We start from the raw sequence: 25,360 nt of genomic DNA on the forward strand, positions 1-25,360 counted from the left end.
GCTCATTCCCCCAGATTCACCAAGACCACGCCGGCAGTGATCAGGCCGATGCCGATCAACTGGGTGGGCTGCAGCATCTGGCTGTAGGCGAAGCGTCCCACCAGCACGATCACCACGGTGCCGATGCCGCTCCAGAGGGCATAGGTGATCCCCAGGGGAATGCTCAGGACCACCTTGGAGAGCAGGGCCATGGCGATGGCGTAAGCGCTAAACACAAGCAGGGTCGGCAGCGGTCGGGTCATGCCTTCCGATAGCCGCAGGCAGGAGGTGCCGATTACCTCAGCGCTGATGGCCAGCAGCAGCAGGGTCCAGGGGCTTGTCATCACTTGGCTAAATAATCTCGATGTTTGCCGCAGTCAAGCTGGGGCCACCTTTGAGAACGGCCAGAAGCCCACCCTCCTGTTTGTTGCCAAAGCCGCGCTCAGCCCCGTTGGCATTGAGAAAGAGTTGGCCCTTTTTTTCGAAATAAATCAGATCGATGTTCTCCATCGTGAGCTGTTTGACACCTTTTTTGGAGCGGACGCTTTCAAAGCTCGCTTTCCCTTTCCGTGGCAGTACTGGGTAAGTTTCTGAATCCAGAAGGATGCGGTCTTCTTTGTTGCTACTAAAGCCAATGATGTGGTCGGCATTTCTTTTGGTCAGGGCTTCGGCGTGATCAAAGATGAAGTCGGTGCTGTTTGCGCCACTTTTGAGTTTTTTTCGCTTTGCGCCTGCATAGACCTCATGGCTGTCCCCGCTATCCACTTTTGGAAAGTTGTTATCAGGATTGGGTTTGGTTGTCGTCCCTTGCGAGGGTTGATAGCCGGATAGGCCCGTATCGCCATCTTGAAAGATCTCTTCCAGCTCCGTGCGTGATGGCTTGCTAATCACTTTGGAAATCTGGTCTTTAAAGAGTTTGTGGCCGAGTGGGTTGTCCTGAGCAATCGCCTTTGGGCTGAGATGATCGTCAGACCATTCTGGGCTCAGACTCTTGTCTTCGGTGTAGAGCTGTGTGAATCCCCACTCTGCATAGATCAGGCAGTAGAGATATTCCCTCAGCAGCAGTTGGCCATAGTCTTCGCTGCCATCATCTGCCCATTGGTAATCAGTGATGTTGTACACGCCATTGCTGATGGCTTCTTGAAGGGCTGCATAGAGGTCGCCACTGATGCCTGAGTCTTTCCCATTGGTTGATGAGATGTTGAACTTGCTTGGAAAAGTTTCAGGCAGTGCAAATTGTGTGAGGGTGTGTAGGGCGTGTTCAATATTTTCTGTGATTTGAGCCTCTCCGGAGGGGCTGTATGTTCCCGATGCATCCCTTAGGTGCCAGATGAAATCGGTTGCATTTGTGCTGTCGTTGACGTTGTCCCAGCCGTTGTAATTGTCGTTGTCGAGGCGGGGCATGTAGGCGTCATAGGCCTCCACACCAACCCGTTGGATCACGCTCTCGTTGGCCAATGCCTTCAGCGCCTTGGTCTGATGTTTTTTGTTGATTCCGCGGGCGGCTGGATTGAGAAGGAGTTTGAAGGTTTGCGCGGTTTTTTGGAGAAACTCGTCTTCGACTGCCGGCTGGCCGCCAATGTTTCCAAGTCCAAGGATTTTTAGTCCGTAAACATCAATATATTTGCTGTATGGCTTGAATTCATTGGCGGCTTTGACTTTTGAACTTGAATAATCGAAGGCCATGTTTTGATGCCCGTTGTTTTGATCGTATAAGTCTTTCTTTTCGGGTTTGGAAACTTGCGGAATGTGTGCTTATTGCGTGGCCTTGAACCCCTGTGGTCGTCTGGGCTCCCGGGCTCTTCTCGGCTCTCTAGGATTGAGAGGACGTAGATCACTGGACCCGAGACGGGATTCCGCCGCTGCATGACCGACGCCCCCGTCTCACGGATCCGCAACTTCTGCATCATTGCCCACATCGACCACGGCAAGTCGACCCTGGCCGACCGGTTGCTGCAGGACACGGGCACCGTGGCCAATCGGGACATGCAGGAGCAATTCCTGGACAACATGGATCTGGAGCGGGAGCGAGGGATCACAATCAAGCTCCAGGCCGCGCGGATGAACTACACCGCTGCCGATGGAGAGGAGTACGTCCTCAACCTGATCGACACCCCTGGCCACGTTGACTTTTCCTATGAGGTGAGCCGCAGCCTGCAGGCCTGCGAAGGGGCATTGCTGGTGGTGGATGCCAGCCAGGGCGTGGAGGCTCAGACCCTGGCCAACGTGTATCTGGCGCTGGACAACGATCTCGAGATCATCCCGGTGCTCAACAAGATCGATCTTCCCGGTGCGGATCCGGACAGGATCAAGGAAGAGGTGGAGGCGATTATCGGGCTCGATTGCAGTAACGCCATTTCCTGCTCGGCCAAGACCGGCTTGGGTGTGCCCGAGATCCTGCAGGCCGTGGTCGACCGGGTGCCGCCGCCGCAGGATGCGGTGGAGGAGCCCACCAAGGCGCTGATCTTCGATTCCTATTACGACCCCTACCGGGGCGTGATCGTTTATTTCCGGGTGATGAGCGGCCGGATCAACTGCAAAGACAAAGTGCTGTTGATGGCCAGCAAGAAGACCTATGAGCTCGATGAGATCGGGATCATGGCGCCGGATCAGAAGAAGGTGGATGAGCTCCACGCCGGTGAGGTGGGTTATCTGGCGGCCTCGATCAAGGCGGTGGCCGATGCCCGGGTTGGCGACACGATCACTCTCGTGAATGCGCCGGCGGATGAGGCCTTACCTGGATACACCGAGGCCAAGCCGATGGTGTTTTGCGGCCTGTTCCCCACCGAGGCCGATCAGTACCCGGACCTGCGTGATGCTCTCGACAAACTGCAGCTGTCTGATGCGGCGCTGAAGTACGAGCCGGAAACCAGCAGTGCCATGGGCTTCGGTTTCCGCTGCGGCTTCCTTGGTCTGCTGCACATGGAGATCGTGCAGGAGCGGCTGGAACGGGAATACGACCTCGATCTGATCGTCACCGCGCCATCGGTGATCTACAAGGTGAACATGATCGATGGCTCCGAAGTGATGGTGGACAACCCCGCCACGCTTCCCGATCCGCAGAAGCGCGAATCGATCGAAGAGCCCTACGTGAAGATGGAGATCTATGCACCGAATGAATACAACGGCGCGTTGATGGGCCTCTGCCAGGAACGGCGGGGTGAGTACATCGATATGAAATACATCACCACCGATCGGGTGACGTTGATCTACGAATTACCTCTGGCGGAAGTGGTGACCGACTTCTTCGATCAGATGAAGACGCGCACCCAGGGCTATGCCTCGATGGAATACAGCCTGATCGGCTACCGCAAGAACCAGTTGGTGCGCCTGGATGTGTTGATCAACGGAGATCGGGCCGATGCGCTCACCACGATTGTTCATCAAGACAAGGCCTACAACGTGGGCAAGGCCTTGGTGGAGAAACTCAAGGAGCTGATCCCCCGCCAGCAGTTCAAGATTCCGATTCAGGCGTCCATTGGCAGCCGGATTATTGCTTCCACCAGCATCAGCGCCATCCGCAAGGATGTGCTCGCCAAGTGCTACGGCGGTGATATCTCACGCAAGAAGAAACTGCTGAAGAAGCAGGCCAAGGGCAAGAAGCGGATGAAGGCGATGGGCAAAGTGGATGTGCCGCAAGAAGCCTTCATGGCGGTGCTGAAGCTGAACGATGGAGGGGGGAGCTAAAGCCAAGCCCCCTTCCCTCATCTGATGGATTAACTCACGTCGTCTTGCCCTTCTGTTAGGGAATCCTTGTCGATCTGGTTGTAATAACCCTGCGTCAGTTCAGCCAGCTTTTCCAGCCAGGGTGACTCCAGGCCAAGGGAAGTTGTGTTCACAATCAGTGCCCGGTCTTCTCCGTCATGTTGGCGATTGTCATTTTCTCCTGCGTAGTAATTGGCTGTGGGTTGGTGATCCCAACTTGACCACTTGCCGCCATCGCGATCACGGTTGGGTCGACCGTCCGACATTAAATAGAGCGTGTCGGCTTCTGTATCGTCAAAGGCCGATTGGATGGCATTCCAGGGATCGGTTCCTCCCCACTTGGTCACTTTTGCATTGTCCAGGGTGTTAACAAACTGAATGGCGGAGTCACGCTTGCCCTCATCACCCAAGCGCACCAGTCCACTCATCGATTCATTCCACTCTTTGTGGTTCCCATAGCCGCTGGAGCTGAAGGAGGTGAGCCCCACCTTGGTGTTGTTGGGCAGCTGCTCAAGGATCATCGTCATTTCGCTGATCAGCGCTTCCATGCGGGTTAACGCGCAAATCCGGCGGGTGTCCCGGTAGCGCCCTTGGTTTGGGTCGTAAAAGGTGCGCCAGGAGCCATAGCCATCGCCCCACATCACGCAGGCGCTCATTGAGCCTGATCCGTCGATCACAAAGCGCACATTGCTGCTGGTGATGTTCTGGAAAAAGGCACCGTTGAGTGGCCCTCCCTGGCCCTCACCGCCGAAGTTATCGACGCGTTTGTCGGCACGCGCGAAAGCGGTGAAATAGAGGGGTTGGTACGTCACTTGTCTGTCGCCCACCCCCAGCTTGTTGATGAAGCTTTCGGTGATGGTGTCTTCATCTTGCCCCTCGCCTGCTGCGGTGGGGTCGATGAACTTCACCAATTTGTAGTTGGTGTCGGTTTCAATCCGCAGGGCGGGTTGGCGTTCCGATCGGCTCGGGGTTTTCCCTGCAGTGAAGGTGAAATCTGTGCTGCTCAGAATTTGGGCCTTGGTGGGGCCATCTTCTTCACAAACGGTGGCCAGGCTTTCACCTTCCTTGAGTTCGCTTTCCTTGCGGCAGGGAATGGCGCCGATGTCTTCCAGGACGCGAGAAAGAAACACATTCGCCGTTTCGTTGTATTTCCCATCTGGATCCAGCGGGGCCCCGCAGCGTTCAATCGTGAATCCGCCTGAGCTCAAGCTCATGCCATAGAGAACGGGTTGATTTAACTCAATCATTTTCACCCCGAACAAGGGCTTGAAGGGCCGGTTGCCAGCCAGTGCTGTGCACTCGCTCACCAAGGATGTATAGCGGCTATCATTCAAATTGATATGGGTTTGATCCTCTGTGAACGCTTCTGATTTGTTGAGCACAAGGTGCATGCTGCGCTCCACTTCCGAGCGCATCAGGCGGAGACCATTGGTGGAATTCTGACGGAGCGTTGTTTTGTCTTCGGATTGCTTGATCAGCGTTCCAGTGGATTGCAAAGCCACACCAGAGGCCATGATTAAAAGTGTTCCAACTCCCGCTGCAATCACCAATTCGCTCATGCCCGCAAAGCCGTTCCGTTCTGGCTTGCGTTGAATGTTGGCAAGCAAGGCTCTTGGTTTCATGACCCATTTACAGCTTGATCTTTGTACTGTCGTCGATTGTGAGGCCGATGATCTGGGATAGGGGTGATGATGCTCTGAGGAGTGCGTGAGAGATTTTTATTTCACGCAGCTGGACGTCGAGGCATCCCAACTGGCTCGCACAATCGTCCCCGTTCCTGAAATTTGCAGGCAGCGGGTGCGCAGGCGTTGTTCCTGCGTGTTGGTGGACCGAATCAGAAAAATAAGATCGTCCGACATGGTGCTGGTTCCAGGAGGTGTGAGCTCATAGCTCGCCAGATTCACGCTCACTTCCACCGCTTCTGATTCTGGTGTTCCCTCCCGATCGAGCAGGCGTAGCGAACGGTCGCGGATGATTTTTGCCTTCTCATCGCCACTGGAGCCGTCAGCCAATAATGTTCCAATCTCAGGCCCATAGGCACAGCCGCTGGACTGGCCTGCTGCTGCAATATCGCTGTTGCAGCACTCGATCCGCTCCGGATGCTCCTTCATCTCCACTACATCGGCGGGGGCGGCGAAATTGTTGATCCCGTTTTGGTCGAAGTTCAATGTGCAACTGGTTTTCTGTTGGCCGAGCTTGGCGCGCAGGCCAAAAAAACCGGCCTCCAATTGCTGGGTGTAGCGGTCGACCTCTCCCTGACGCATGTTGCGCAGGTAGGACGGCATCGCTGCTGTTAGGCCGATGGTGACGATCACCATCCCCACAAGCAGTTCAAGGAGTGAAAAACCTGCTGATTTTGATTTCATCGTGTGCTGTAACACTTGGCTGCAAAGTTCGGGGTCATTTCAATGATCCTTTGTTCTGCTTTGACCTGTTGTTCGGGGCCTTCAAAGCTGTAGACAATGCGCAGAATTCCAGGGATGGAACTAATGTCAAATGTGCGTGTAATGGCTGCCAGCCGAGGTTCTGGTGCGACAATTTGGAGATGATTGCTGAGTGCTTCTGGGGGATTGGTACAAGCACTTTTTAGGGCTTCTTGGCCTCCATTGTCGATGATCCACGCATCGGTGTAGTAGGAATCTTCTTTCTGCATGGCTTGAATATTGTCATTAATCGCTGCTTCAATCCTTGCTCGATCTGAGAGGTTGGCACTGCCACTTAAAGCTGCAACCGAAATTCGACTGACCGCTGCTAAGGCAGAGGCGAGAAGAATTCCTGCGATCAGCACCTCGACCATGGAAAAGCCATTAACTGGTTTCCTTGATCGTTTCTGGTGTCGATAGCGAGGTCTGTTCTTCACCCGATGGTGTTACTCAATAACAATTGATGTGTTCTACTAATCAGTTTTAACTGATTTTTGTTGTCTGGAACTGAGTGGTGGATGAGCGTTGACTTACCAACGCCGGAATGTATCGAGGCCTGTGCCGCGGATCCCACGGGTCACCATCTGGCCGTAGCCCGGAAAGTTCTGGCTTTCCCAATCCCACTGTTCATTCAGATCACGAACAACAGTGCTGTCGCCGCTGGTGCCGGTGATCAAGTCGAAGGGGCCCGCGTCGGTGCAAATCCCATCGGCCCAGATCAGCCCATTCAGGCTGGTGCTGCTGGTGCCTGTTTTCACGATCCCGGGAATCAGATGCACGCTTGCAGCAGGCAGGCTGTCGCCATCAAAGGCGAGCACATACTTATCGGTTGAAGGCGATACCCCGCAGCTGCGCACACCGCTTGGTTTTGGTGCAGCAGACAAAATGATCAGCTGTTCCGGCTTGCCATTGCAGGCGTCGCTGCCAGGGGCGACGCCGCAGAGCTGGGCGCCACTGCCAAGGTTGATGCTGCCTGTGATGCCCGGTTCTGAGGGGTCCACTGTGGTGGTACCGGGGTATTCCAAATGCAGAACCACCGGGCGGTTTGCACTGGTTTCGATCAGCAATCGCGTGTTTGTCAGGTTGATGTGCTCCACAAAGACATGGCAGTCGCCTCCAGTCCCTTTGCAGAGTTCGCTCGAACTGAGCCGGATGACAGAACCGCCACCTTCTTCCAGATCGTCACGTTCTTCGGCGTTTGCTGAATCGGACTCACGGCTGCAGGCAATGGCATCGCAGTCGTCTAAGGAACCGGTGTCGTCAAAGCTCCACACTCGGCTTTTGTCGGAGTTATTGGCTTTGTCTTGGGTCAGGCCAAGATTCCATATATTGCTGATGGGCAAGCCTTTCTCAAGGATGGGAACAATTCTGTTTTCGAGATTGTCGTTGGTGTTGCTGGCTCCTACATCCTCGAGCAGGTTGTAGGGCAAGCAACCGTTGGCGGTGAGATAGCGATCAGCTGAGTTGACATTCAGCAGCACTTTGCCATCTCCGGATGCTCCATTGCTGTTCAGAATTTCGGTGTCTCCCAACGAGAGTGTTTGGCCCGCCAGCACCGCCCAATCCCCTTCTCCGGCAACAATCGAGTTCACATAGAGCGAACGAAGTAGCAGGGTTCTGGCGAGATAGCCCTTGCCTGGATCATCACCATCGCGCACCACCAGGCCTTCGATTTGAAAGCGTCCTTCCCCTAAACCGTTGTTGTTGGCCGTTGCCGTGGTGGTGTATCCCCGTAATCGGTACTGCAGTTGGATGTTGGCTTTCCCATCGTCCCGTTGGTTGGATGTGCTCTCCGTCAGTGCTACGTGGGGAGGTTCTCCCGTGCTTGCGCTGGCTGGCACGGCCTCGGGCAATTGGCCGCGGTTGGTGCAGAGTTCTCTTAGAGGAAAATCAGCTTGGTTGGAGGCGTTCCAACCCCATTTCTCACTTCCAGAACTATCAATATCTCCGCCGTGGTGGTCGAGGGTGAACAGGTAGCCCTTGTAGGCCGTGTTGTCGTCGTTGTTGAGTTCGCTGAGGATCCGGTTGAATCCATTCAGTGCAGCGGTTTCGGCCATCTGCTGATAACTCTCAGCGGCACCCAGCTTGCGGCCCATCAATTGCCGAAGCAGCAATCCAGTGACGCCGGCCATCAGCACCATCCCCATCATCAAGGCAATCAACATCGAAAGCCCCTGCTCCTGCTTGGGGATCTTTCGTGCTGAGTACTTTTTGTAGGGAGGGTGTGGAAATTTCATTTATCCGCAGTTGGGAGCCGATGCAGAGGCAGTTTTGGTTCCTTTGTTGATACCGCTGGCGCCGTTGGTGAGATTCACGCAGGCGACGATGTTGAGATTGGGGGCTTCATCACGTGTGGCTGTGATCGTGAATAGGTTGCCGACAGGTTCGATTTTGACGTCGTAATACCCTCCGGAAAGAGTGATTGCTTGAAAGTTATCTTTGGTCGCTGGTCCATCGTCAGTCATCACCGCGCTGGTGTCGTTGAGTTCAGCCCAGCTGTCGGGTAAGACTCCGAATTCATCAGCATAGGAGGCGATGGTGGTTTGGATTTGGGAGATTGTTGAGGCTGCTTCGTTTTGGCGAGATCGATTGACTTGGTTGAGGTAATTAGGCAGAGCGACGGACGAAAGTATCCCGACAATTACAATTGCGACCATGACCTCGCTTAGTGTGAAACCATCTTCGCTGGACTTCAATCGAATGGCCTGTTTTGCGAGATAATATTTTGAGTTTGTGCTTCTCTTTTTTGTTTTCATCCTCAGGTCCGCTTAGAAATTGTTGCTGCTTTGATTTTTTAGATGAGGTTTTCAGGCCTCATTCAATCAGTCACGTTGTTTGTGGTCGATTGCTGTAATATTGCAGCTTTGAAGTGCTGCGGTTCGAGAAGTGGCTGATTGGTTTTGATCGACTTTGGGATTTAGGTAAGGCCTGGTGTTGCCCAGGCCCATTGATTTTAAAGGATTAAATTATGCTGGGTTGGCTAGTTTTCCTCCAAACATTAGGCTTGATTGATCGTTGTTCATTCCTACTTTTCCGGTCTTCAGGTTTGCATTGAAGACGACTAGTCCGCCTTCGATCGAAGGGTCGTTGGCGTTGGCAGTGGCTGTAACGGTCAAGGCTTCACCAGTAATTCCGCATGTGTAGTCGAACAATTGCTCTCCTCCTACATTGACGCCACCTTCCTCCTTGTAAGCTGCTGGTCCGCCGATTCCGGAGCAATCGGTTTCGGGGGTTACGATGCCTAGTTGTTGATAATCTGCTGATGCATTTTTGATCATCGCCGAGATTTGTGATTTTGCCTCTGTGGCCTTTGCTTTTGATGTTTGACTTAAGAAGTTAGGAAGTGCCACTGCCGAGAGAATTCCAACAATCACAATCACGATCATCAGCTCCACAAGAGTGAAGCCCTTCTCGAGCAGATTGCGGCCCTTCTTGCGGTTGAGCAGTGCCAGCTGAAGCTTGGAATTGAGGGAAGACATTGTTAAAGGTGTTGATTGTTGATGTGCACCTGTGGTGCCGACATGACAACCATGACTCGCATTGTTGGCACGCAAAGAAGCTCTGGCTAAAGCTTCCCTAAGAACGCTCTTAGTTTTTCTCTCAGATTCGTGGCGCTGCGCTCTCTTCCGTCTCTACGGGTCTGGTTGCAATCCACTTCCTTGTTGGCGGTGGTTGCGGGCTACACCGCTTTGTTCGCCTTTGGGTCATCTCTGGCGGATGCGGAACGGTTGGAACGGCATCAGCGGCTCGTAAATCAGATCCGCAATGGTCTCAGCACTGGTGAGCTCTCGTTGCCACTGCCCCAGGGTTTTGGAGTCCAGGTTGCACTTGTGCCTGCTGATTCACGCGACGAATCCCCAACGTTGCGTCTGATCGATGGCTCTTATTGGCTGGCCAGCCGCAGCACCTTGCCTTCTCTGGCTTCCAGCAATGCGCTGTTGGAGGTGCGGCAGAACATCACTGCATCAATTCAGAGCCAACGGCGCGATCAATTGCTGCTGATTGCCGCAGCGGGAATGTCGCTGTTGCTGGTGTCGCTGCTGTTCCGCGTGGTGCTCTGGCGCGGCTTGATTACGCCATTGCGTTCGCTGGCCGATGAGCTTTCAAGCCTCAGTGCCGATTCTCTGGGCCAACGGACGTTGGATCCGGATGGACAGTCGCAGGAACTGCAGCCGATTGTGGAGGCCTTCAACCAGCTGCAATCACGCCTGGCAGAGGCGTGGCAGCGTGAACGGCGCTTTGTTGATGGCGTTGCTCATGAATTGCGCACCCCGATCACCGTGATTTCCGGCCATGCCCAGAGTCTGCAAGCTGAACTGCCTGAGGCGAGCCCAGCCAAGGTGGCTTTGATTGCTGCAGAAGCGGAGCGTTTGGGTGAGCTGGTCACCGTGATGCTCGATCTAGCCCGCAGTGATGCCGGCCGACTCACCCTTGAGTTGGAAAGCCTGGATCCTGAGCTTGTGGTGCTGGATGCCTACGAGCGGCTGCAATCTTTGGCCCCGGCTCGGCTGCGTTTGGCACCGCCGTTTGAAGCTGAGATGCCGCGGATTAAGGCCGATGCTGAACGGCTGCAGCAGTGTCTCGCTGCTCTTGTCGACAATGCCTTGGGTTACTCCGTAGGCACGGTGCAGCTGGCTGTGTCGGCTTCTGACGACAGCGTGACTTTGCATGTGCGCGATCAAGGTCCCGGCATCCCCGAGGGGGAAAGAGCTCAAGTTCTTGAGCGGTTTGTGCGCGGTAGCACCTCGATCGGCACCCGCGGCAGCGGCATCGGTCTGGCCACCGTCAAGCTGTTGATGGAAGCGATGCAAGGCGAGCTGCGGATCGGTGATGCCCCGGAGGCTGGGGCCGACCTGCAATTGCGCTTCAAGATTTTGGCTCCCCCACCCGCGCCATGAAGCCCACACCGCGCACGGTGTGGAGCAATTGCGCTTCCCCTTTCGCTTCCACCTTTTTGCGCAGGTAGCCCATGTAGACGTCGAGGGTGTTGGGGTCGCCAACAAAAGGAGCACCCCACACGGCATCCAGAATCGTTTGGCGCGACTGCACTTCATCGGCATTCCGCACCAGGAACAGCAGCAGTTCAAACTCCCGCTGCGAGAGCGCAATGCCGCGCTCTCCCCGCTGAACGCAGCGTTCGATCGGATCCAGCATTAGATCACCGAGCGCAATGCCGCTGGCTTCGCCGCGCGCGTCTTGTTCATAGCCGCCGCGACGCAGCCGGGCCCGCACCCGGGCGTGCAGTTCCTTGAGGTTGAACGGCTTGGTCAGGTAGTCGTCCACGCCTGCGTCGAGCGCCTGAACCCGCTCGTCCACATCGTCGCGGGCGGTGAGCATCAACACCGGGGTGGTGTTGCCGCTGCTGCGCAGCCGGCGGCAGAGCTCCACGCCGGAGAAGTCCGGCAACGTCCAATCCAGCACTACCAGGTCGAACTGTTCCTGGCGCCAACGCAGCAGAGCGTCCTGGCCGTTGTCGCAGCCGATGCACTGATGGCCGGCGACGCTGAGTTCCTCGATCAGGAACCGCAGCAGTTCGGGGTCGTCATCGACGATCAGCAGCCGGCTCGGCTCCGGGCTCAAAGGCTGGATGCAATCACTTCAGGCTAAGTCGGCCCTCCAGCGGGGAATGCTTCATCCAGTGTTCGTTGCCCTTGGATGCGATTGCCTGATCCACAGCAGCGGGGGTTTGCCCTGCCCCTGGCGCTCACCACTTCGGCGCTGCTCTTGCTCAGCAGTTTGTCGTTGCAGACCCTCGCCCTGCATGTGCGGCAGCGCAGCCATCAGGCGCTGGCTATCGCTCAGACCCGCGATGCCGAGCGTTCGGTGGCGATGGCCTTTCAACAGCACGCGGTTGGGGCTCATGCCTGTTTGTTGGCGTTGCCCTCGTCGGAGTGGGAGGGATTTGAGCCTTGCCCTGGGGTGAACCCTGCGCTGCTTCAATCCGGCCGCGTCGTGGATCGCGACTGGGAGCTAATGCATTGGCAACCCCACGGTGTGCGAGCTGGAACCCTGCAGCTGCGTTGGAGTGATGGCCGTCAGAGCAAGTTGGATCTGGAGCTGCTGCCATGACGTTCACGGAAGTTGTTGTGTCTGCTGTGATCCTGGGGATCAGCAGCCAGGTGTCTCTTCAGGGGTGGTCGCGCACCAGCCAGGCCACCGCCTCCTCGGCACGCACCGATCAGCAGGTGCGGTTGCTGGAGCAACGGCTCCTGGCCAGTCGGCGTGCCTTGGCCAGTGCTCTCGTTGTTGATGCTGATTGCCGTTGGGATCGTGAGGCGGTAGCCGGTGTTCTCAAGGGCTTGTCCAAAGACGCCAACCTTGAAACGTCATGGCGTTTTGAACCGTCAGCCGATGGTCTTTGGCTGGTCGTTGAGCTGAAGGATCCTGATGTTGCAAAGGCGTTCAAGCGCAGCCAGTTGGTCACCCCAGCGGGGCTGGGACATTGCTCGCGGGAGGTCAGCGATGCCCAGTGATCTGATGCGCTCTGGCTGGTCGAGGAGGAATCCGCCCAATGGCTTCAGCTTGGTGGAGTGCCTGGTGGTGGTGGCGCTGCTGGGGATCCTTGCGACCTTGGCCATCCCCAGCTCCAGTGCCGTGCAACGGCGCTTGGAGCTGGACAGCGCTTTGCGGCGGTTACGGGTGGGGCTCGACCGGGGCCGAATGGCCGCCGAACGGGATCGCCAGCCCTGTGCCCTGGAACTCAGCGCGAATGGTTGGCAGCCGCCGCTGGCGGGCGATCTGCCGGCCTGCCGTGGGGGTATGACGCCCTTGGTTGAAACAGGTGAAGGAGAGCTGGAGTTGCGCAGCAACCTCCCGGATGCCGTTCGCTTCAGCACCAATGGATTGGTGCTCGATGGCGGCCTGGTGGTGGTGTCTCATCCCAGCCATGCCCAGGCCTTGTGTCTGGTGATCGGCCTGCCCCTGGGCATCAGCCGCAGTGGCGTCTACCGCGGTGATCCCAGGAGCGCCCTCAGCAGTGCCCTCTGCCAACCCAGCGATGCGTAGGCCTCTCCATGATCAGGGCTTCACGCTCGTGGAGTTGATGCTGGCTGCCCTGCTGGGCTGTCTGCTCTGTGGGGTGGTGTTTCAGCTCTTGTTCGCAGAAACCCGCCAGGGCGGCTCGTTGGCACAAAGCTTGCAGCTGAAGCAATGGCAGCGCCGCACGCTTGAGCTGGTGAAAAGCGATCTGGAGCGTGCCTCCAGCTGGCAGATCGACCCTGATCCCTCCGGCAGCTGGCCCTGTGCCTTGGCCGGTCGGCAAGCCAGGCTCGCCATCACGCCAAGAGACGGCTCGGATCCTGTTGTGTACAGCATCGGACCAGCGCCATCGGCGATCTGGCGCAGGGATGTGTTGATGCGCTGCGGCCCTGCCTTTGATCTTCAGGGCGGGATTCGAGAGGGCAGCCGTTATCAGAACCGCGTTGTCTTGGATGGCGTGGATCGCTTTGCGCTCCATCAGCCCCTGGGATTGCCGGTGTTGCAGATGGAGCTGGAACAACGCACTCGCCTTGGTGGCCGTGTTCGCTCCCAGGGGGTGGGTTAGGGCTCCGTGATCGGCTCCGGCTCCGGTGCCATCAAGAAGAACACCGTCAACGCCACTTCCGACAGCGCCAGGAGCAGGTGATCCAGCCAGCCGAATTCCACGCCCATGCCCATGGCAGTGATCCAACTGTTCACCACCACCATCACCATTGCAAAAATCGCCAACACCAGCGCAGGCAGAGACCGCAGCAAACGCCGTTGATCCCAGAGCGTCCACAGCAGAGGAATCAAAACAACCGTGCAGACACCGTGCAGGATGCGCATCGACACATCGCTGTGCATGTGCGGTGTGATCGCTGCCCAGAGGTTCACGGGGATCAGCAGCGAGCAGAACACCAGGAACGGAATCATGACGGCAGGATCACGGTGAAGCAGCTGCCCTCGCCGAGGCGGCTGTGCACCTCAATGCTGCCGCCCATTCCCTCCACCAACAGCTTCACAACGGAAAGTCCTAAGCCGGAGCCTGTTTTTTCTGGGGCATTGCTGGCCCGTTGAAAGCGTTGGAAGACCTGCCCCAGTTCTTGTTCAGGGATGCCGATGCCTTGATCGATCACATCGACCAAGGACGCATCGGTTGCATGCCGCAGCACCAGGCGGATGGGGGTGTTCTCAGGCGAATACTTGTCGGCGTTCTCGATCAGATCCAGCAGCACCTGCCGCAACCGTGGCGGGTCGGCATGGGCCATCGCATCGCGGGCCCTTGGATCGTCAGGAAGTTCCAGCAGCAGAGGGCGGTTCAAGGTGTTGCGGGCCAGATCCGCCACCTGTTCCAGTTGGTCGGTGAGGCGCACCGGCTCATTGGCGATGGCCAACTTGCCGGAGTCACTGCGGGACAGGTCGAGGAGATCGTCCAGCAGCCGGCGCATGCGGATGCTTTCCTCTTCTGCGGTCTGCAGCCCTTTCACCTGTTCGGGGCTCAGATTGTTGGCGCGTTTGATGGTGCGGTGCAAATAGCCCTGCACGATCGTGAGGGGCGTGCGCAGTTCGTGGCTCACGGCGCTCACGAACTGGCGTTGCTGACTCCAGGACTGGGCCAGCCGTTCCAACAGGCTGTTGTAGGTGCGGCTCAGCTGCATCACTTCGATGGGCCCCTGATCCAGCTGCAATTTGGCGTTGGCGAGGGTGTCAGCCGTTACTTGGGACGTGGCGGCATTCAGCTGATCGAGCGGCTGAACCACGCGTCGCACCACCCAGCTCACGCTGAGCAGGGTGATTGCCAGGCAGCTGCCCCAGACCATGATCATCAACCCCAGGTAGTTGTTCAGTGCCTGGAGATTGCTGCTCACGCTCTGTGCCATCCAGAGGCGAGACCCATCAGGGAATTGCTTCACCAGTTCCGTGAGCAGCCGTTGATTCTTGAAATCGATCGTGCGCTGCAGCCCAGGCTCACGGCCTGGGTTGGTGGCCATCGCCGTTTGCAGGGTGGCATCCGACAGGGAGGTGTGGATCCGCGGCCGCACCAGCACGCCGTCGTTGCGTTCGATCCAAAGGCTGGTGTTCAGGCTGGAGTGGAACAGCAGCTCCTGTTCAAGACGGGCTGGATTGTTTTGCAGATCCGTGATGGCGTCGTCGCAGAGGTCGATGCCCTGGCGGGCCAACTGCCGGTCGTTGGCCAGCAGATTCCGCTGACCGATCAACAAGCCCACCGACGAAGCCCCGGTGAAACCGAGAAAGACAACGAGATAGGTGGCCAGCTGAAGCTGGCCTTGGAGGCTGCCGAGGAGCCGTTGTCGCCAGCGGTAACGGGACGCCATGACTTCATTGTTCCGCGGTTCGGGAGACAATGCATCTGCCCGAGGCCAACTTGCCCGTGACCCGTAGCCTCTCCACCCGCATGGCCCGCTGGGGGGTGGTGATCGTGGGGATCTACCTCTTGGTGGCGTTGATCACGCCGTTGCTGGTGAGTATCGGGATCCTTCCGGATGCCAATGCAGGCCTGGAGAACCCGATTTATTCCGGTCCCAGCTGGACCCATTGGTGCGGCACCGATCGGCTGGGTCGTGATGTCTGTGTGCGCACCATGGCGGGCAGTGGGGTGGCCCTTCAGGTGGTGCTCCTGGCGGTTGGCTTGGCGTTGTTGGTTGGTGTGCCCCTGGGCATGGTGAGTGGTTATTTCGGTGGAGCTGTTGATCGCCTGATGGTGCTGCTGATGGACACGCTCTACACCCTGCCGGTGTTGTTGCTGTCGGTGGTGTTGGCGTTTCTTCTGGGCAAGGGAATTCCCAATGCGGCGGCAGCGTTGTGTGTGGTGTATGTGCCGCAGTACTTCCGGGTGGTGCGCAACCAAACCGCCCAGGTCAAAAGCGAGCTGTTTGTGGAAGCGGCCCAAAGCCTTGGGGCGGGGCCGCTTTGGATCCTGCGGCGTTATTTGTTCCGCAACGTGATCACTTCCGTGCCGGTGCTGCTCACCCTCAATGCCGCCGATGCGGTGCTGGTGCTGGGGGGACTGGGGTTTCTGGGCCTAGGCCTGCCGGAGACCGTGCCCGAATGGGGTGGTGATCTCAATCTGGCGCTTGCTGCGGTGCCCACCGGGGTGTGGTGGACGGCGTTGTTCCCAGGCCTGGCGATGTTTGTTTTGGTGCTGGGTCTGTCCTTCCTTGGGGAAGGCATTGAGGCCTGGGTGAGCGGCGGCGAAGCCAGGCCCGCGTCAGACTGATGCCATTGGCACGGGTGTGATGGCCTGGTGGATCAGCTTGATGTTGCTGGGCATGGCCGCGTTGCTCTGGAAGAAGAGCTGCGACAGCAGGGATGATGTGATCGCTCTGCTCGAAAAAATCCTGGCCACCACCTTGGTGATGGTGGTGGTTCTGGTCAGCCGCAATCTGCTGCTGGAAGCGGCGGCGCTGATCGCTGCAGTTCAGTTGCCTGGCGTGCAGCGGCGGCCGCGCTGATCTCAGGCTTGTTTCGGGGCCTTCACTTCTCGGATCGAAATCCGGCAAGAGCTGGGGAAGATGGCGTGGGCCGCCTCTACTGCATGGCTGAGATCGTCGGACTGGAGCATTTCCTCGCCCCACTCGTGGCCGCAGTGATAGGTGACCGCGTACTGGTGCAGCTGTTTGTTGTCCATTGCTGACAATCCGCTGCTTTGGTTATGGCCCAGGGTTCGCGGAGATACAAGTGTTTTTTCGGATCAGCAGCGCAGCTTCACAGTCCGAGGCAGCTCCTCCATCAGTTCGCCCTCGTCAGTCAAGGCGGGATAAGGCTTTTGCTGCTCCTGGCACCAGCGGGCCACCTCGGGATAGCACCACTCGAATAGCAACTGCTGGTACTGCTCTGGCTTGAGCCCTTCCCCCTGGGTCGGTGCCAGGCCAGCGGCCTGGCGTTGGCGCAGCGCCTCAAACAACAGGGTCGCGGTGGCGACCGAGACATTCAGTGACTGCACCATGCCGCGCATGGGGATGAACAGCGCTTCATCCATCAAGTCTCTTGCTTTATCGGTCAGACCCCATTTCTCCGCGCCGAGCACAAAGGCGGTGGGGCCAGTGAAGTCGCAGTCCCGATAGTCCTTGGCATTCACGCCCAGATGGGTCCCGTAGAGGCGGAACCCCCGTTCTTTCAAGCAGCGGATGGCTGTTTCGGTATCGGGGTGGTCGTGAAGAGGCACCCATTTCTGGCTGCCCTGGGCCGTGCTGTTGAACGTTCGCGGGCGTCCCTCGAAGCTCACCGCGTGGGCTTCGAGGGCTCCGACGGCATCACAGCTGCGCAGGATGGCGGAGAGGTTGTGGGGTTTCTCCACGTGCTCGAGCAGCACCGTGAGATCCGCCATCCGGTGGTTCAGCACGGATTTCAGCCGCTCAAACCGTCGCGGCAGCAGGGGCATGGGCGATGAATCGAGTTAGAGCAGAAGATTGGAGTCCTTCAGTGCTTTGGTTCCCGGCAGGGCAATCGAGAAGTCTGCGCTTCCGTCGCCATCCAGATCCAGCTCAAGGAGCCCTTTCTTGAACCGTACGTCTCCGGCGGCACCGGAGAACTTGTCCGCCCCGATGAAGGAGAGGTCAGCGTCGAGGGCGCGCAGGTTGATTTTGTCTTTTTTCCCGAAGCCGTAGATGCTGTCGTTCTCACTTTTGCCGGCGGGTGAGTCGTTGATGTCGGTGTAGACGAAACGGTTCTTGCCGCCACCACCAATCAACACATCGGCGCCGCCTGCCCCTACCAGTTTGTCGTTTCCATTCAGGCCAACGAGCAGATCCTTGCTGTTGTCTCCGATCAGCCGATCGGCGCTGTCGAGGCCAATCTTCACTGCATTGAGCTCATTCAACGCCTCAGGTGTCAGACCAAGCTTTTTCGTGTTAACTCCGAAGTCTTTCAGTTGGGTGAATTTGGGATCGGAACTGGCTGTTTTCTGTGAGGCAACAACTTCAACCGTGAAGACAAGATCGCTGTTGGGCGGAATGCTGTCACCAGAACCCTCTTTGCCGTAGGCCTGTTTGGCTGGAATGGTTATCTCTACAACCTCCCCCACACGTCGGTTTTGTTTAAACGCTTCGTCCATCCCTGGGATAACAGTGCCTCCACCGACAACAAAATTCAGTAAGGGCTTTTGTTTTGGTTCAAGCAGCGTCTTGCTGTTCAGTTGCACATAGCTTGGGCTTGGAGTGGAAACTGCAAACGATTTGAAGTCGTAATTGGCATCAAACTGTTTGCCATTCTTGAGTAATTTTCCAGCATACCAAGCGTAAATTGTGTCTCCTTCGGAAATTTTGGCCCCTTTTGATGTACGCAAAACCGTGGTTTTGAGCTTGGTCATAGCGGGTTGCTTGCGTTGCAATGCTTTTACTCTGGCGACGTTTTTCGTTTCTGCAGCTGGATTCCCCACAGACGTTTGATCAGCGGGTCTGGAGTGAGGTGACTCGCATCCCGCATGGGCGGTTGGCCACCTATGGCCAGATCGCCGACTTGATCGGTGCCTATGGCTGTGCGCGTCAGGTTGGCTGGGCGCTGCGTCGCCTCAAGCTCCCTTCAACCGTGCCCTGGCACCGTGTTGTGAATGCGCAGGGGCGGATTTCGATGAGCCTCAGTCGTGAAGGAAGTGACTGGATGCAGCGCGAGCTGCTCATGGCAGAGGGCATTCCGGTGGATGTGGAAGGACGCTTGCCGCTGCGTCAGTTCCTCTGGTACTCGGACGCCCATGCTGGGGATTGATGCGTGGTGCTCTTGTCTGATTCGGCTCCGATTGGACTGCTGCCGCGCCGTCTCGCCTGGGATGTGTTGCAGGCTGTTGCGGCTGGGGCCTACGCCGATGTTGCCCTTGAGCGGGTTCTACGGGAGCGGGACCTTAACCCCCCTGACCGGGGCTTGGTGACCGAGCTCTCCTATGGCGCCATCCGTCAACGGCGTTACCTCGATGCTTGGTTGGATCGGCTGGGCAAGGTTCCGGCCTCGAAGCAGCCGCCCAAGCTGCGCTGGCTCTTGCATGTGGGTCTCTATCAACTGCTGCTGATGGAGCGGATTCCAGATTCGGCAGCGGTCAACACCGCCGTGGAGTTGGCTAAGGCCAGCAAGGGGCTGGGGCGGCTGGCGCCCGTAGTGAACGGCGTTCTGCGGGCGGCGCTCCGGGCGCGGGATGCCGGAGAAACCCTGCAGCTGCCGCATGATGAGGCTGCCCAGCTGGCCCAGGCCCATTCGCTGCCGGATTGGTTCACCCAGTTGTTGATTGAGTGGCGGGGTTCGGAGGGTGCCGGGGCGGTGGCGCGCTCTTGCAATCGTGTGCCGGATCTGGATTTGCGGGTGAATCGGTTGCGATCGAGCCCTTCGCAGGTGCAGCAGGATCTGGCCGCGGCTGGCATCAACAGTGAGCCCATCGTCGATTGTCCCGATGGCCTGCGCATCTCTAGTCACAGCGGCGATCTACGCCAGTGGCCCGGTTATTCCGAGGGCCATTGGTGCGTTCAGGATTGTTCGGCGCAATCGATTGCGCCTTTGCTCGATCCCAATCCGGGGGATCGCATCCTGGATGCATGCGCTGCACCGGGGGGGAAAGCCACCCATCTGGCTGAGTTGGTGGGGGATCAGGCTGAGATCTGGGCCGTGGATCGTTCACCCGGACGGCTCAAGCGCGTCGCGGCCAATGCCGCCCGACTGGGCCTTGCTTCCATCCATGCGCTTGCAGCGGATGCCACCAACCTCTTGGAAGAGCATCCCCAATGGCGTGAATCGTTCCAGCGGATCCTGATCGATGCGCCCTGCTCTGGGCTTGGAACCTTGGCCCGTCACCCCGATGCCCGTTGGCGGGTGACGCCTGAATCCATCCGTGGCCTTCTGCCCCAGCAACAGGCCCTACTGGACGGGATTGTGCCCTTGCTGGCTCCCGCCGGATTGTTGGTTTACGCCACCTGCACCATTCATCCCGATGAAAATCAGGCTCAGGTTCAGGCCTTGCTGAAGCGATACCCCATGCTGCGTTTGGAGGTGGAGAGTCAGCGTTGGCCGGATCAAGCCAGCGGAGGGGATGGGTTCTATTCCGCTGTGATTCAGCGGATGTAGACCTTTCGATTAATCCCGTGTCCAGCGGCGTCCCTGACGATCAACGTTGTTGTCTTGGGAGCGATCTCTCCAGAGGTAAGGGGTCTGGCGTGGAGCAGGGGCCACGGGCGTGGGGTCGGGCAGTTCCAGTTCTGCTCCCACCGTTGATTGAGGCGCTGCAGGCTCGGTGGTGGTCGTCGGCTGCTGATTGGGTTGGTTTTTTTTCTTGGGGGGCTTGGTGATCGTTTTCGGATCAACGGCCAGACGCACTTTGCGTTTCAGCTTGGGTTTGTCGGGGAAGGCGCGGACGGGAATCTCGTCTTTGATCTGCAGCATGAATTGCTTCCAAGCCCATGCGGCCTCGCCGCTCGTACTTTTGGTGGCTCGATCGTCGTCGTATCCGAACCAAACACCAGTTGTGAGCTGAGGAATCGAACCGATGAACCAGAGATCGCGGGTGTTCTCTGATGTTCCTGTCTTTCCGGCCACCTGCCGATCATCGAGTTTCGCGGCGATGCCTGTGCCGCCGGTCACGACCCGTTGCAGCATCCAGTTCATGGTGTCCGCGACATCACTATCAACCGCTCGTCGTCCTCGGTTTCCACTCAATCGCCGACTCCAAAGAAGCTCATTCTTGGGTCCGCGGATTTCCTCAAAGGGTCTGGGTGTGAAAAACACACCGCGATTGGCCATGCCGGCATAAGCCGCAGTCATGTCGAGGATGGTTTGCTCGTAGGCCCCAATCGCCATGGGGTAGTACTTGCCGAGAGGGCGCTCGGTGCCGATGTTGAAGTTGTTGGCAACCTCAATGACGGCATCAAACCCAACGATGTCTTGGAGTTGAACCGCCACTGTGTTCAGTGAATTCTTCAGAGCATCGGCCAGGGAGATGTTGCCGTAATACTTGTTGCCAAAGTTTTTGGGGCAGTAGCCATTCCAGCAACGCTTTGCGTCAAACACCTTGGTTTCGGGTTTCATTCCCCGATCAATGGCTGCTGCATAAGGAAAAAGCTTGAAGGTTGAACCTGGAGAGCGCAGCGCCAGGATGGTGCGGTTGAACTGACTCTTGGAGAAATCCTTTCCACCCACCATCACCCGCACCAGACCAGTGCCCGGTTCGATCGACACCATGGCCCCTTCGGTGTCGAAGGGTGCATTGGCTCGAACAACCTGCTGAGCTTTCTTTTGCCAATCGAGATTGAGGCTGGTGCGAACTTTGACACCACCAACTTCAAGTTGTTCGGGAGTTAAAACTTTGGGCAGCTCTTGGGCAATCCAAGTGGTGAAGTAGGGCGCTGAGCTGTTGAAATATTTTGGTGTTGCAGGCTTAAGGCCTAGGGGGCTTGTGCGACCGCGCTCGGCTTCGCTGGTGGAGATGAACCCTGCTTGCGCCATTCGCTCGAGCACGATCGAACGCTGCTCCTTCGCTAGATCTGGGTTCACCAGGGGTGAATAAATCGATGGTGCCGGGGGAAGCCCCGCGATCATCGCCGCCTCGGGAACTGTGAGCTGCTCCGGGGTTTTGGAGAAGTAGATCCAGGCCGCATCGGCGACGCCATAGGCGCCGGATCCCAGGTACACGTAATTGAGGTATTGCTCGAGGATCTGCTGCTTGCTCAGCTGGCGCTCCAGCTTCATCGCCAGAGCCGCTTCCTTGAGTTTGCGTGTGATGGTGCGGTCTTGGCTCAGGAAGACGGTTCGAGCCAGCTGTTGGGTGATGGTGCTTGCACCTTCCCGGACCGCGCCCTGTCGGACATTGGTGACGATGGCGCGGGCGATGCCCCAGCCATCCACGCCGTCATGCTCGTAGAAGCGCCGATCTTCCGCAGCGATGAAGGCTTCCGCCACCGTTTGCGGCATCGTGCCGGGCTTGACCTTCTCGCGGGTCGCTGGCCCCAGCTTCTGGATCACCTTGCCGTTGGTGGAGAGCAGGGTGATCGTTCCCGGTCGGTTGAAGCTGGCAATTCCCCGGGCATCCGGAAGGGTGGCATCCACTAGCTCCGTCAGAGCTCGCGTTCCCAGTGCAGCGCCCACACCCACCGCAGCTGCAGTGCCAGCGATCAGAGCCCAGTTCAGGCTGGAACGGTTCACATCACCTGGGTCAGGGGGCTGTGGCCCACGGCCAGGGCGGTCACCAGCATCCCGAGAACGAGGAATGGCTGGGCACTGGCCTGATATTTGACGTCGAAGGCCACGGGGTCTCTCAGCAACCAGATGTCCTGGAAGGTGATCTGGGGAACGATCAAGAGAACCAACAGAACCGCTGCGAAATGCTGGCCGATCCCGATCAAGACGGCAACCATGGCCAGCTGAAAGACGTCGATCATTCCGGCACTGATCCAGCTGGCACGCTCGATACCGAAGACCACGGGAAGCGATTGAAGGCCCAGCTCACGGTCACCTTCAACGCTTTTGAAATCGTTCACAACGGCGATGCCGAGCCCTGCGAGGCTGTAGGCCAGGGTGAGAAGCGCCGTACCCCAGGTGAGTTGGCCGAACAGGGCTTGACCGGCCCACCAGGGCAGGGCGATGTAACTGGCACCAAGGGCATAGTTCCCCAGCCAGCCGTTCTGTTTCAGCTTCAGAGGAGGAGCTGAGTAGATGTAGCTCACAAAGGAGCCGCCCAATGCGAGGAGAAACACCACAGGAGTGCTGTGGCCTGCCCAGAGGTCGAGTCCGTAGGACACTCCCAGGCCTGCCAACAGCAACACCCAGATCTGCAGCTTGACCTGGCCCAGGGGGATCGCTCCTGAAGGAATCGGGCGGTAGGGCTCGTTGATCGCGTCGATTTCGCGGTCGTAGTAGTCGTTAATGGTCTGCGTGAAGCCCGCCAGAAGGGGGCCGCTCATCAGCATGCAAGCAAACGCGGCGAGCACGTGATCCATCCGCCACTGGTAGTTACCGCTGGCAGCAGCCCCACAGATCACTCCCCAGATCAGAGGGATCCAAGTGACTGGTTTCATCAGCTGCAGCCGCAGCTTCCAGATGTTGGTGGTGCCGGAGGCACCTTTCATCCCAAGCAGCTGACGTGCGTCGCTCACGAAGACTGTCCTCAGGCGGCGGCGATTTCGTCTTCAAAGAACCAGCTGGTGGAGCCATCGCTGAGCTCAACCACCACACCGATTCCTTTGCCGTCGACGGTGCGGAAGTCCTTCACGGTGCCGTTGGCGTCTTTCTTGAGAAGATCAACCATGGACTGGGGAATGCGATCCCGCACGCGGGTCACGCGAACCTTGGATCCGATCGAGATGACGTCAGCCTTGGACATGGCCTGCGAGGCTTGGAGAGTGGCGCAACCTTAACAGTCGCTTTTGCGCCGAATCGATGGTTGCTCTGCGTCTGATTCCCTGCCTCGATGTCGCCCGTGGACGGGTGGTGAAAGGTGTCAATTTCGTTGGCCTGCGCGATGCCGGCGATCCTGTCGAACTGGCTTGCCGTTACAGCCGTGCAGGGGCTGATGAGCTGGTGTTTCTCGATATCGCGGCCAGCCATGAGGGGCGCGGCACATTGATCGATATGGTGCGCCGCACGGCTGAATCGGTCACGATTCCCTTCACCGTGGGCGGTGGGATTAGCACCGTTGAGGGGATTACCGAACTGTTACGGGCTGGGGCCGACAAGGTGAGCCTCAACTCTTCGGCGGTACGTCGTCCTGAACTGGTGCGGGAGGGGGCTGATCGGTTCGGCTGTCAGTGCATTGTTGTGGCCATTGATGCCCGCTGGCGCGACGCAGGCGGCTGGGATGTGTACGTGAAGGGAGGCCGTGAGAACACTGGTCTTGATGTTGTGCAGTGGGCGAAGAGGGTGGCTGCTCTCGGGGCCGGCGAAATCCTGTTGACGTCGATGGACGGTGATGGCACTCAGGCTGGATACGACCTTGCATTGACCCGCGCCGTCGCCGATGCCGTCCCCATTCCCGTGATCGCTTCTGGTGGGGCAGGGTGCATGGATCACATCGCCGAAGCTCTGGATGTGGGCCCCGCTGGAGGGCATGCCTCCGCGGCGTTGCTGGCTTCGCTGCTGCATGACGGCGTTCTCACCGTGGAAGAGATCAAGCAGGATCTGCTGTCCCGTGGTCTGACGATCCGTCCATGAAGCCTGGTGACCCCGCAGCGGTGGAACAGCTGTTTGATGCTGTGGCTCCCAGCTACGACCGCCTCAACGATGTGCTCAGTTTTGGGTTGCATCGCCAGTGGAAACGTCAGCTGGTGCATGCCCTCAAGCCGCTGGCCGGTGAACAGTGGCTGGATCTCTGCTGCGGAACAGGTGACCTGGCGTTGGAGTTGGGGCGCTGGGTCCGCCCCGGCGGTGCGGTGACTGGTCTGGATGCTGCCGCTGCTCCACTGGTACGGGCCCGCCAGCGCCAAGGGCAGCAGCCTTGGTTGCCGGTGACTTTTCAGCAAGCCGATGCCCTGAACACCGGATTGCCCAGGGCTTGCGCTGATGGCGCGGTGATGGCCTATGGACTCCGCAACCTTGCAGACCCATTGCAGGGGTTAAAGGAACTCCGACGGCTGCTCAAGCCAGGCGGGCGCGCAGGGGTGCTGGATTTCAATCGACTGCCGCAGAGCGGTGTTGCGGCTGCGTTTCAACGTTTTTATCTGCGTCGCCTTGTGGTGCCCGCCGCTGCCTCAGTGGGGTTGCGGGAGGAGTACGCCTACCTGGAGAAAAGTCTGGAACGCTTTCCTGCCGGCCCTGAACAGGAGCGCCTCGCACGGGAGGCGGGATTTGTTGAAGCGCTCCATCGCCCGGTCGTGGCAGGACAGATGGGGATTTTGATCCTCAGAACATGAATCTTCGCGTGTGTCGCTTGCGACGCGCCCCAGCACTGACCTAGAAAAGCTAAAGAGAACATTAAGGGGAGGGTCCGGTTTGGTGTTTCCGCTGCCGAAGATGCTGCCCCGCATCGAAGAGCTACTCCAAGAAGTCCAGTGGCTGGATGGTCTGATCCTGATCACCGATTCAGACCGCGCTTGTTTTGTTTCCTTCTCGCAGGTGGATCCGTTGCTGCGTCGCTTGCGTCAGCGTCCCAAGGGGCCGGAAGTGGCCGAAAAGCTCTGCATGTCCTTGCTTGATTGCCATGGCAAGGGAGGGGCGAAGCCCGTCCTGGTGTTTCAAGGAGATGGCAGTTTTTGGCTTGGAATGATTGGTCCGAGCGGCAGCAATCCGCATCGCCATCACGCCATCGCGCATTTGCATCGTTGCCTGGCCTTGGAGGGCTGACCGGTCACTGGGCAGAATCGGAACTC

30 protein-coding genes are annotated in these 25,360 nt (G+C 58.1%); 13 read left to right on the forward strand and 17 right to left on the reverse strand.

Translation table 11 applies throughout. The features are described 5' to 3' along the window. Positions 1 to 2 precede the first annotated feature (2 nt). Positions 3 to 323 carry a multidrug efflux SMR transporter gene (locus SynPROSU1_RS04410; protein WP_186571657.1) on the reverse strand — a complete coding sequence of 107 codons (321 nt, stop codon included), beginning with the start codon at positions 321 to 323 and terminating at the stop codon, positions 3 to 5. Between the two features lie 7 nt (positions 324 to 330). After that, a complete protein-coding gene (locus SynPROSU1_RS04415; RefSeq protein ID WP_186571658.1) occupies positions 331 to 1,665 on the reverse strand; it encodes a hypothetical protein in 1,335 nt (444 codons plus the stop codon). Positions 1,666 to 1,845: 180 nt separating this feature from the next. Between SynPROSU1_RS04415 and lepA the strand changes: the two genes are divergently transcribed. Then, positions 1,846 to 3,666 (forward strand): translation elongation factor 4, encoded by a 1,821-nt coding sequence (gene lepA / locus SynPROSU1_RS04420; protein WP_186571659.1) that lies wholly within the window; start codon positions 1,846 to 1,848, stop codon positions 3,664 to 3,666. 29 nt (positions 3,667 to 3,695) lie between these two features. Here the strand turns inward: lepA and SynPROSU1_RS04425 are convergent, their stop codons facing one another. The 6 genes from SynPROSU1_RS04425 to SynPROSU1_RS14120 all read right to left on the reverse strand — a co-directional run bounded on the left by SynPROSU1_RS04425 (position 3,696) and on the right by SynPROSU1_RS14120 (position 9,661). Further along, positions 3,696 to 5,306 (reverse strand): vWA domain-containing protein, encoded by a 1,611-nt coding sequence (locus SynPROSU1_RS04425; protein WP_255444790.1) that lies wholly within the window; start codon positions 5,304 to 5,306, stop codon positions 3,696 to 3,698. Positions 5,307 to 5,402: 96 nt separating this feature from the next. Next, on the reverse strand, positions 5,403 to 6,050 hold the full coding sequence (locus SynPROSU1_RS04430) for a Tfp pilus assembly protein FimT/FimU (protein WP_186571660.1): 648 nt from the start codon (positions 6,048 to 6,050) through the stop codon (positions 5,403 to 5,405). Next, the gene (locus SynPROSU1_RS04435; RefSeq protein WP_186571661.1) at positions 6,047 to 6,481 is read right to left on the reverse strand and encodes a hypothetical protein; all 435 of its coding nucleotides are present in this window, start codon (positions 6,479 to 6,481) and stop codon (positions 6,047 to 6,049) included. The genes SynPROSU1_RS04430 and SynPROSU1_RS04435 overlap by 4 nt, the downstream gene beginning before the upstream one ends. A gap of 156 nt (positions 6,482 to 6,637) precedes the next feature. After that, entirely contained in the window at positions 6,638 to 8,344 is a 1,707-nt protein-coding gene (locus SynPROSU1_RS04440; protein ID WP_186571662.1) for a hypothetical protein, read from the reverse strand. Next, positions 8,345 to 8,863 (reverse strand): type IV pilin protein, encoded by a 519-nt coding sequence (locus tag SynPROSU1_RS04445; RefSeq protein WP_186571663.1) that lies wholly within the window; start codon positions 8,861 to 8,863, stop codon positions 8,345 to 8,347. 210 nt (positions 8,864 to 9,073) lie between these two features. Beyond that, positions 9,074 to 9,661: a type IV pilin protein gene (locus tag SynPROSU1_RS14120; RefSeq protein ID WP_304623046.1), complete on the reverse strand. Its 588-nt coding sequence runs from the start codon at positions 9,659 to 9,661 to the stop codon at positions 9,074 to 9,076. Positions 9,662 to 9,715: 54 nt separating this feature from the next. On the opposite strand from SynPROSU1_RS14120, the gene SynPROSU1_RS04455 reads away from it, so the two are divergent. Continuing rightward, positions 9,716 to 11,005 (forward strand): HAMP domain-containing sensor histidine kinase, encoded by a 1,290-nt coding sequence (locus tag SynPROSU1_RS04455; RefSeq protein ID WP_186571664.1) that lies wholly within the window; start codon positions 9,716 to 9,718, stop codon positions 11,003 to 11,005. Here SynPROSU1_RS04455 and SynPROSU1_RS04460 read toward each other — a convergent pair. Next, positions 10,974 to 11,687 (reverse strand): response regulator transcription factor, encoded by a 714-nt coding sequence (locus SynPROSU1_RS04460; RefSeq protein WP_186571665.1) that lies wholly within the window; start codon positions 11,685 to 11,687, stop codon positions 10,974 to 10,976. The genes SynPROSU1_RS04455 and SynPROSU1_RS04460 overlap by 32 nt on opposite strands. A gap of 75 nt (positions 11,688 to 11,762) precedes the next feature. Between SynPROSU1_RS04460 and SynPROSU1_RS04465 the strand changes: the two genes are divergently transcribed. The 4 genes from SynPROSU1_RS04465 to SynPROSU1_RS04480 are packed head-to-tail and all read left to right on the forward strand — an operon-like array spanning position 11,763 to position 13,650. Beyond that, on the forward strand, positions 11,763 to 12,176 hold the full coding sequence (locus SynPROSU1_RS04465) for a hypothetical protein (RefSeq protein WP_186571666.1): 414 nt from the start codon (positions 11,763 to 11,765) through the stop codon (positions 12,174 to 12,176). Continuing rightward, entirely contained in the window at positions 12,173 to 12,580 is a 408-nt protein-coding gene (locus SynPROSU1_RS04470; RefSeq protein ID WP_186571667.1) for a hypothetical protein, read from the forward strand. The genes SynPROSU1_RS04465 and SynPROSU1_RS04470 overlap by 4 nt, the downstream gene beginning before the upstream one ends. A 4-nt stretch (positions 12,581 to 12,584) precedes the next feature. Next, positions 12,585 to 13,112 carry a Tfp pilus assembly protein FimT/FimU gene (locus tag SynPROSU1_RS04475; RefSeq protein ID WP_186571668.1) on the forward strand — a complete coding sequence of 176 codons (528 nt, stop codon included), beginning with the start codon at positions 12,585 to 12,587 and terminating at the stop codon, positions 13,110 to 13,112. Then, on the forward strand, positions 13,105 to 13,650 hold the full coding sequence (locus SynPROSU1_RS04480; protein WP_186571669.1) for a prepilin-type N-terminal cleavage/methylation domain-containing protein: 546 nt from the start codon (positions 13,105 to 13,107) through the stop codon (positions 13,648 to 13,650). Before SynPROSU1_RS04475 ends, SynPROSU1_RS04480 begins: the two co-directional genes overlap by 8 nt. On the opposite strand, the gene SynPROSU1_RS04485 is transcribed toward SynPROSU1_RS04480, so the two are convergent. Beyond that, entirely contained in the window at positions 13,647 to 14,000 is a 354-nt protein-coding gene (locus SynPROSU1_RS04485) for a hypothetical protein (RefSeq protein ID WP_186571670.1), read from the reverse strand. The two genes, SynPROSU1_RS04480 and SynPROSU1_RS04485, sit on opposite strands and share 4 nt — an antisense overlap. After that, positions 13,997 to 15,403, reverse strand: coding sequence for a sensor histidine kinase KdpD (locus SynPROSU1_RS04490; protein WP_186571671.1), 1,407 nt, complete (start codon positions 15,401 to 15,403; stop codon positions 13,997 to 13,999). Before SynPROSU1_RS04490 ends, SynPROSU1_RS04485 begins: the two co-directional genes overlap by 4 nt. Before the next feature lie 80 nt (positions 15,404 to 15,483). Between SynPROSU1_RS04490 and SynPROSU1_RS04495 the strand changes: the two genes are divergently transcribed. Beyond that, a complete protein-coding gene (locus tag SynPROSU1_RS04495) occupies positions 15,484 to 16,305 on the forward strand; it encodes an ABC transporter permease (protein ID WP_186572241.1) in 822 nt (273 codons plus the stop codon). Between the two features lie 19 nt (positions 16,306 to 16,324). Next, positions 16,325 to 16,540, forward strand: coding sequence for a hypothetical protein (locus tag SynPROSU1_RS04500; protein ID WP_186571672.1), 216 nt, complete (start codon positions 16,325 to 16,327; stop codon positions 16,538 to 16,540). A 2-nt stretch (positions 16,541 to 16,542) separates the two neighbouring features. On the opposite strand, the gene SynPROSU1_RS04505 is transcribed toward SynPROSU1_RS04500, so the two are convergent. From SynPROSU1_RS04505 to SynPROSU1_RS04515, 3 genes are all read right to left on the reverse strand, one after another. Next, positions 16,543 to 16,716: a hypothetical protein gene (locus tag SynPROSU1_RS04505; RefSeq protein WP_166016831.1), complete on the reverse strand. Its 174-nt coding sequence runs from the start codon at positions 16,714 to 16,716 to the stop codon at positions 16,543 to 16,545. Between the two features lie 63 nt (positions 16,717 to 16,779). Then, positions 16,780 to 17,469, reverse strand: a complete 690-nt coding sequence (gene trmH / locus SynPROSU1_RS04510) for a tRNA (guanosine(18)-2'-O)-methyltransferase TrmH (RefSeq protein ID WP_186571673.1) — start codon at positions 17,467 to 17,469, stop codon at positions 16,780 to 16,782. 15 nt (positions 17,470 to 17,484) lie between these two features. Beyond that, a complete protein-coding gene (locus SynPROSU1_RS04515) occupies positions 17,485 to 18,465 on the reverse strand; it encodes an FKBP-type peptidyl-prolyl cis-trans isomerase (protein ID WP_255444792.1) in 981 nt (326 codons plus the stop codon). Between SynPROSU1_RS04515 and SynPROSU1_RS04520 the strand changes: the two genes are divergently transcribed. Both SynPROSU1_RS04520 and SynPROSU1_RS04525 read left to right on the forward strand, forming a co-directional pair. Continuing rightward, positions 18,417 to 18,791, forward strand: coding sequence for an MGMT family protein (locus SynPROSU1_RS04520; RefSeq protein ID WP_186571675.1), 375 nt, complete (start codon positions 18,417 to 18,419; stop codon positions 18,789 to 18,791). The two genes, SynPROSU1_RS04515 and SynPROSU1_RS04520, sit on opposite strands and share 49 nt — an antisense overlap. 3 nt (positions 18,792 to 18,794) lie before the next feature. Next, the gene (locus SynPROSU1_RS04525; protein WP_186571676.1) at positions 18,795 to 20,132 is read left to right on the forward strand and encodes a 16S rRNA (cytosine(967)-C(5))-methyltransferase; all 1,338 of its coding nucleotides are present in this window, start codon (positions 18,795 to 18,797) and stop codon (positions 20,130 to 20,132) included. Between the two features lie 9 nt (positions 20,133 to 20,141). On the opposite strand, the gene SynPROSU1_RS04530 is transcribed toward SynPROSU1_RS04525, so the two are convergent. The 3 genes from SynPROSU1_RS04530 to SynPROSU1_RS04540 are packed head-to-tail and all read right to left on the reverse strand — an operon-like array spanning position 20,142 to position 23,379. Next, positions 20,142 to 22,202 (reverse strand): transglycosylase domain-containing protein, encoded by a 2,061-nt coding sequence (locus tag SynPROSU1_RS04530; protein WP_186571677.1) that lies wholly within the window; start codon positions 22,200 to 22,202, stop codon positions 20,142 to 20,144. Continuing rightward, entirely contained in the window at positions 22,199 to 23,152 is a 954-nt protein-coding gene (gene chlG / locus SynPROSU1_RS04535) for a chlorophyll synthase ChlG (protein ID WP_186571678.1), read from the reverse strand. Before chlG ends, SynPROSU1_RS04530 begins: the two co-directional genes overlap by 4 nt. An 11-nt stretch (positions 23,153 to 23,163) precedes the next feature. Then, entirely contained in the window at positions 23,164 to 23,379 is a 216-nt protein-coding gene (locus SynPROSU1_RS04540; RefSeq protein ID WP_186571679.1) for a DUF2862 domain-containing protein, read from the reverse strand. Positions 23,380 to 23,435: 56 nt separating this feature from the next. Between SynPROSU1_RS04540 and hisF the strand changes: the two genes are divergently transcribed. From hisF to SynPROSU1_RS04555, 3 genes are all read left to right on the forward strand, one after another. Next, complete coding sequence (gene hisF, locus SynPROSU1_RS04545) at positions 23,436 to 24,206, forward strand: imidazole glycerol phosphate synthase subunit HisF (protein WP_186571680.1); 771 nt, start codon at positions 23,436 to 23,438, stop codon at positions 24,204 to 24,206. Next, a complete protein-coding gene (gene ubiE / locus SynPROSU1_RS04550) occupies positions 24,203 to 24,904 on the forward strand; it encodes a bifunctional demethylmenaquinone methyltransferase/2-methoxy-6-polyprenyl-1,4-benzoquinol methylase UbiE (protein ID WP_186571681.1) in 702 nt (233 codons plus the stop codon). Before hisF ends, ubiE begins: the two co-directional genes overlap by 4 nt. Before the next feature lie 79 nt (positions 24,905 to 24,983). Further along, positions 24,984 to 25,334: a hypothetical protein gene (locus SynPROSU1_RS04555; RefSeq protein WP_186571682.1), complete on the forward strand. Its 351-nt coding sequence runs from the start codon at positions 24,984 to 24,986 to the stop codon at positions 25,332 to 25,334. Positions 25,335 to 25,360: the final 26 nt, after the last annotated feature.

This window comes from Synechococcus sp. PROS-U-1 (assembly GCF_014279755.1).
In the GTDB taxonomy this organism is placed as follows: Bacteria; Cyanobacteriota; Cyanobacteriia; order PCC-6307; family Cyanobiaceae; genus Parasynechococcus.

Coding starts and splice junctions, on each gene's coding strand:
- SynPROSU1_RS04480 (WP_186571669.1), top strand. CDS start 13,105: ATGCGTAGGCCTCTCCATGATCAGGGCTTCACGCTCGTGGAGTTGATG.
- SynPROSU1_RS04495 (WP_186572241.1), top strand. CDS start 15,484: ATGGCCCGCTGGGGGGTGGTGATCGTGGGGATCTACCTCTTGGTGGCG.
- SynPROSU1_RS04540 (WP_186571679.1), bottom strand. CDS start 23,379: ATGTCCAAGGCTGACGTCATCTCGATCGGATCCAAGGTTCGCGTGACC.
- SynPROSU1_RS04505 (WP_166016831.1), bottom strand. CDS start 16,716: ATGGACAACAAACAGCTGCACCAGTACGCGGTCACCTATCACTGCGGC.
- SynPROSU1_RS04410 (WP_186571657.1), bottom strand. CDS start 323: ATGACAAGCCCCTGGACCCTGCTGCTGCTGGCCATCAGCGCTGAGGTA.
- SynPROSU1_RS04430 (WP_186571660.1), bottom strand. CDS start 6,050: ATGAAATCAAAATCAGCAGGTTTTTCACTCCTTGAACTGCTTGTGGGG.
- hisF (WP_186571680.1), top strand. CDS start 23,436: ATGGTTGCTCTGCGTCTGATTCCCTGCCTCGATGTCGCCCGTGGACGG.
- trmH (WP_186571673.1), bottom strand. CDS start 17,469: ATGCCCCTGCTGCCGCGACGGTTTGAGCGGCTGAAATCCGTGCTGAAC.
- lepA (WP_186571659.1), top strand. CDS start 1,846: ATGACCGACGCCCCCGTCTCACGGATCCGCAACTTCTGCATCATTGCC.
- SynPROSU1_RS04425 (WP_255444790.1), bottom strand. CDS start 5,306: ATGAAACCAAGAGCCTTGCTTGCCAACATTCAACGCAAGCCAGAACGG.
- SynPROSU1_RS04490 (WP_186571671.1), bottom strand. CDS start 15,403: ATGGCGTCCCGTTACCGCTGGCGACAACGGCTCCTCGGCAGCCTCCAA.
- SynPROSU1_RS04415 (WP_186571658.1), bottom strand. CDS start 1,665: ATGGCCTTCGATTATTCAAGTTCAAAAGTCAAAGCCGCCAATGAATTC.
- ubiE (WP_186571681.1), top strand. CDS start 24,203: ATGAAGCCTGGTGACCCCGCAGCGGTGGAACAGCTGTTTGATGCTGTG.
- SynPROSU1_RS04500 (WP_186571672.1), top strand. CDS start 16,325: ATGGCCTGGTGGATCAGCTTGATGTTGCTGGGCATGGCCGCGTTGCTC.
- SynPROSU1_RS04475 (WP_186571668.1), top strand. CDS start 12,585: ATGCGCTCTGGCTGGTCGAGGAGGAATCCGCCCAATGGCTTCAGCTTG.
- SynPROSU1_RS04470 (WP_186571667.1), top strand. CDS start 12,173: ATGACGTTCACGGAAGTTGTTGTGTCTGCTGTGATCCTGGGGATCAGC.
- SynPROSU1_RS04520 (WP_186571675.1), top strand. CDS start 18,417: ATGCTTTTACTCTGGCGACGTTTTTCGTTTCTGCAGCTGGATTCCCCA.
- SynPROSU1_RS04445 (WP_186571663.1), bottom strand. CDS start 8,863: ATGAAAACAAAAAAGAGAAGCACAAACTCAAAATATTATCTCGCAAAA.
- SynPROSU1_RS04485 (WP_186571670.1), bottom strand. CDS start 14,000: ATGATTCCGTTCCTGGTGTTCTGCTCGCTGCTGATCCCCGTGAACCTC.
- SynPROSU1_RS04465 (WP_186571666.1), top strand. CDS start 11,763: ATGCGATTGCCTGATCCACAGCAGCGGGGGTTTGCCCTGCCCCTGGCG.
- SynPROSU1_RS04440 (WP_186571662.1), bottom strand. CDS start 8,344: ATGAAATTTCCACACCCTCCCTACAAAAAGTACTCAGCACGAAAGATC.
- SynPROSU1_RS04435 (WP_186571661.1), bottom strand. CDS start 6,481: ATGGTCGAGGTGCTGATCGCAGGAATTCTTCTCGCCTCTGCCTTAGCA.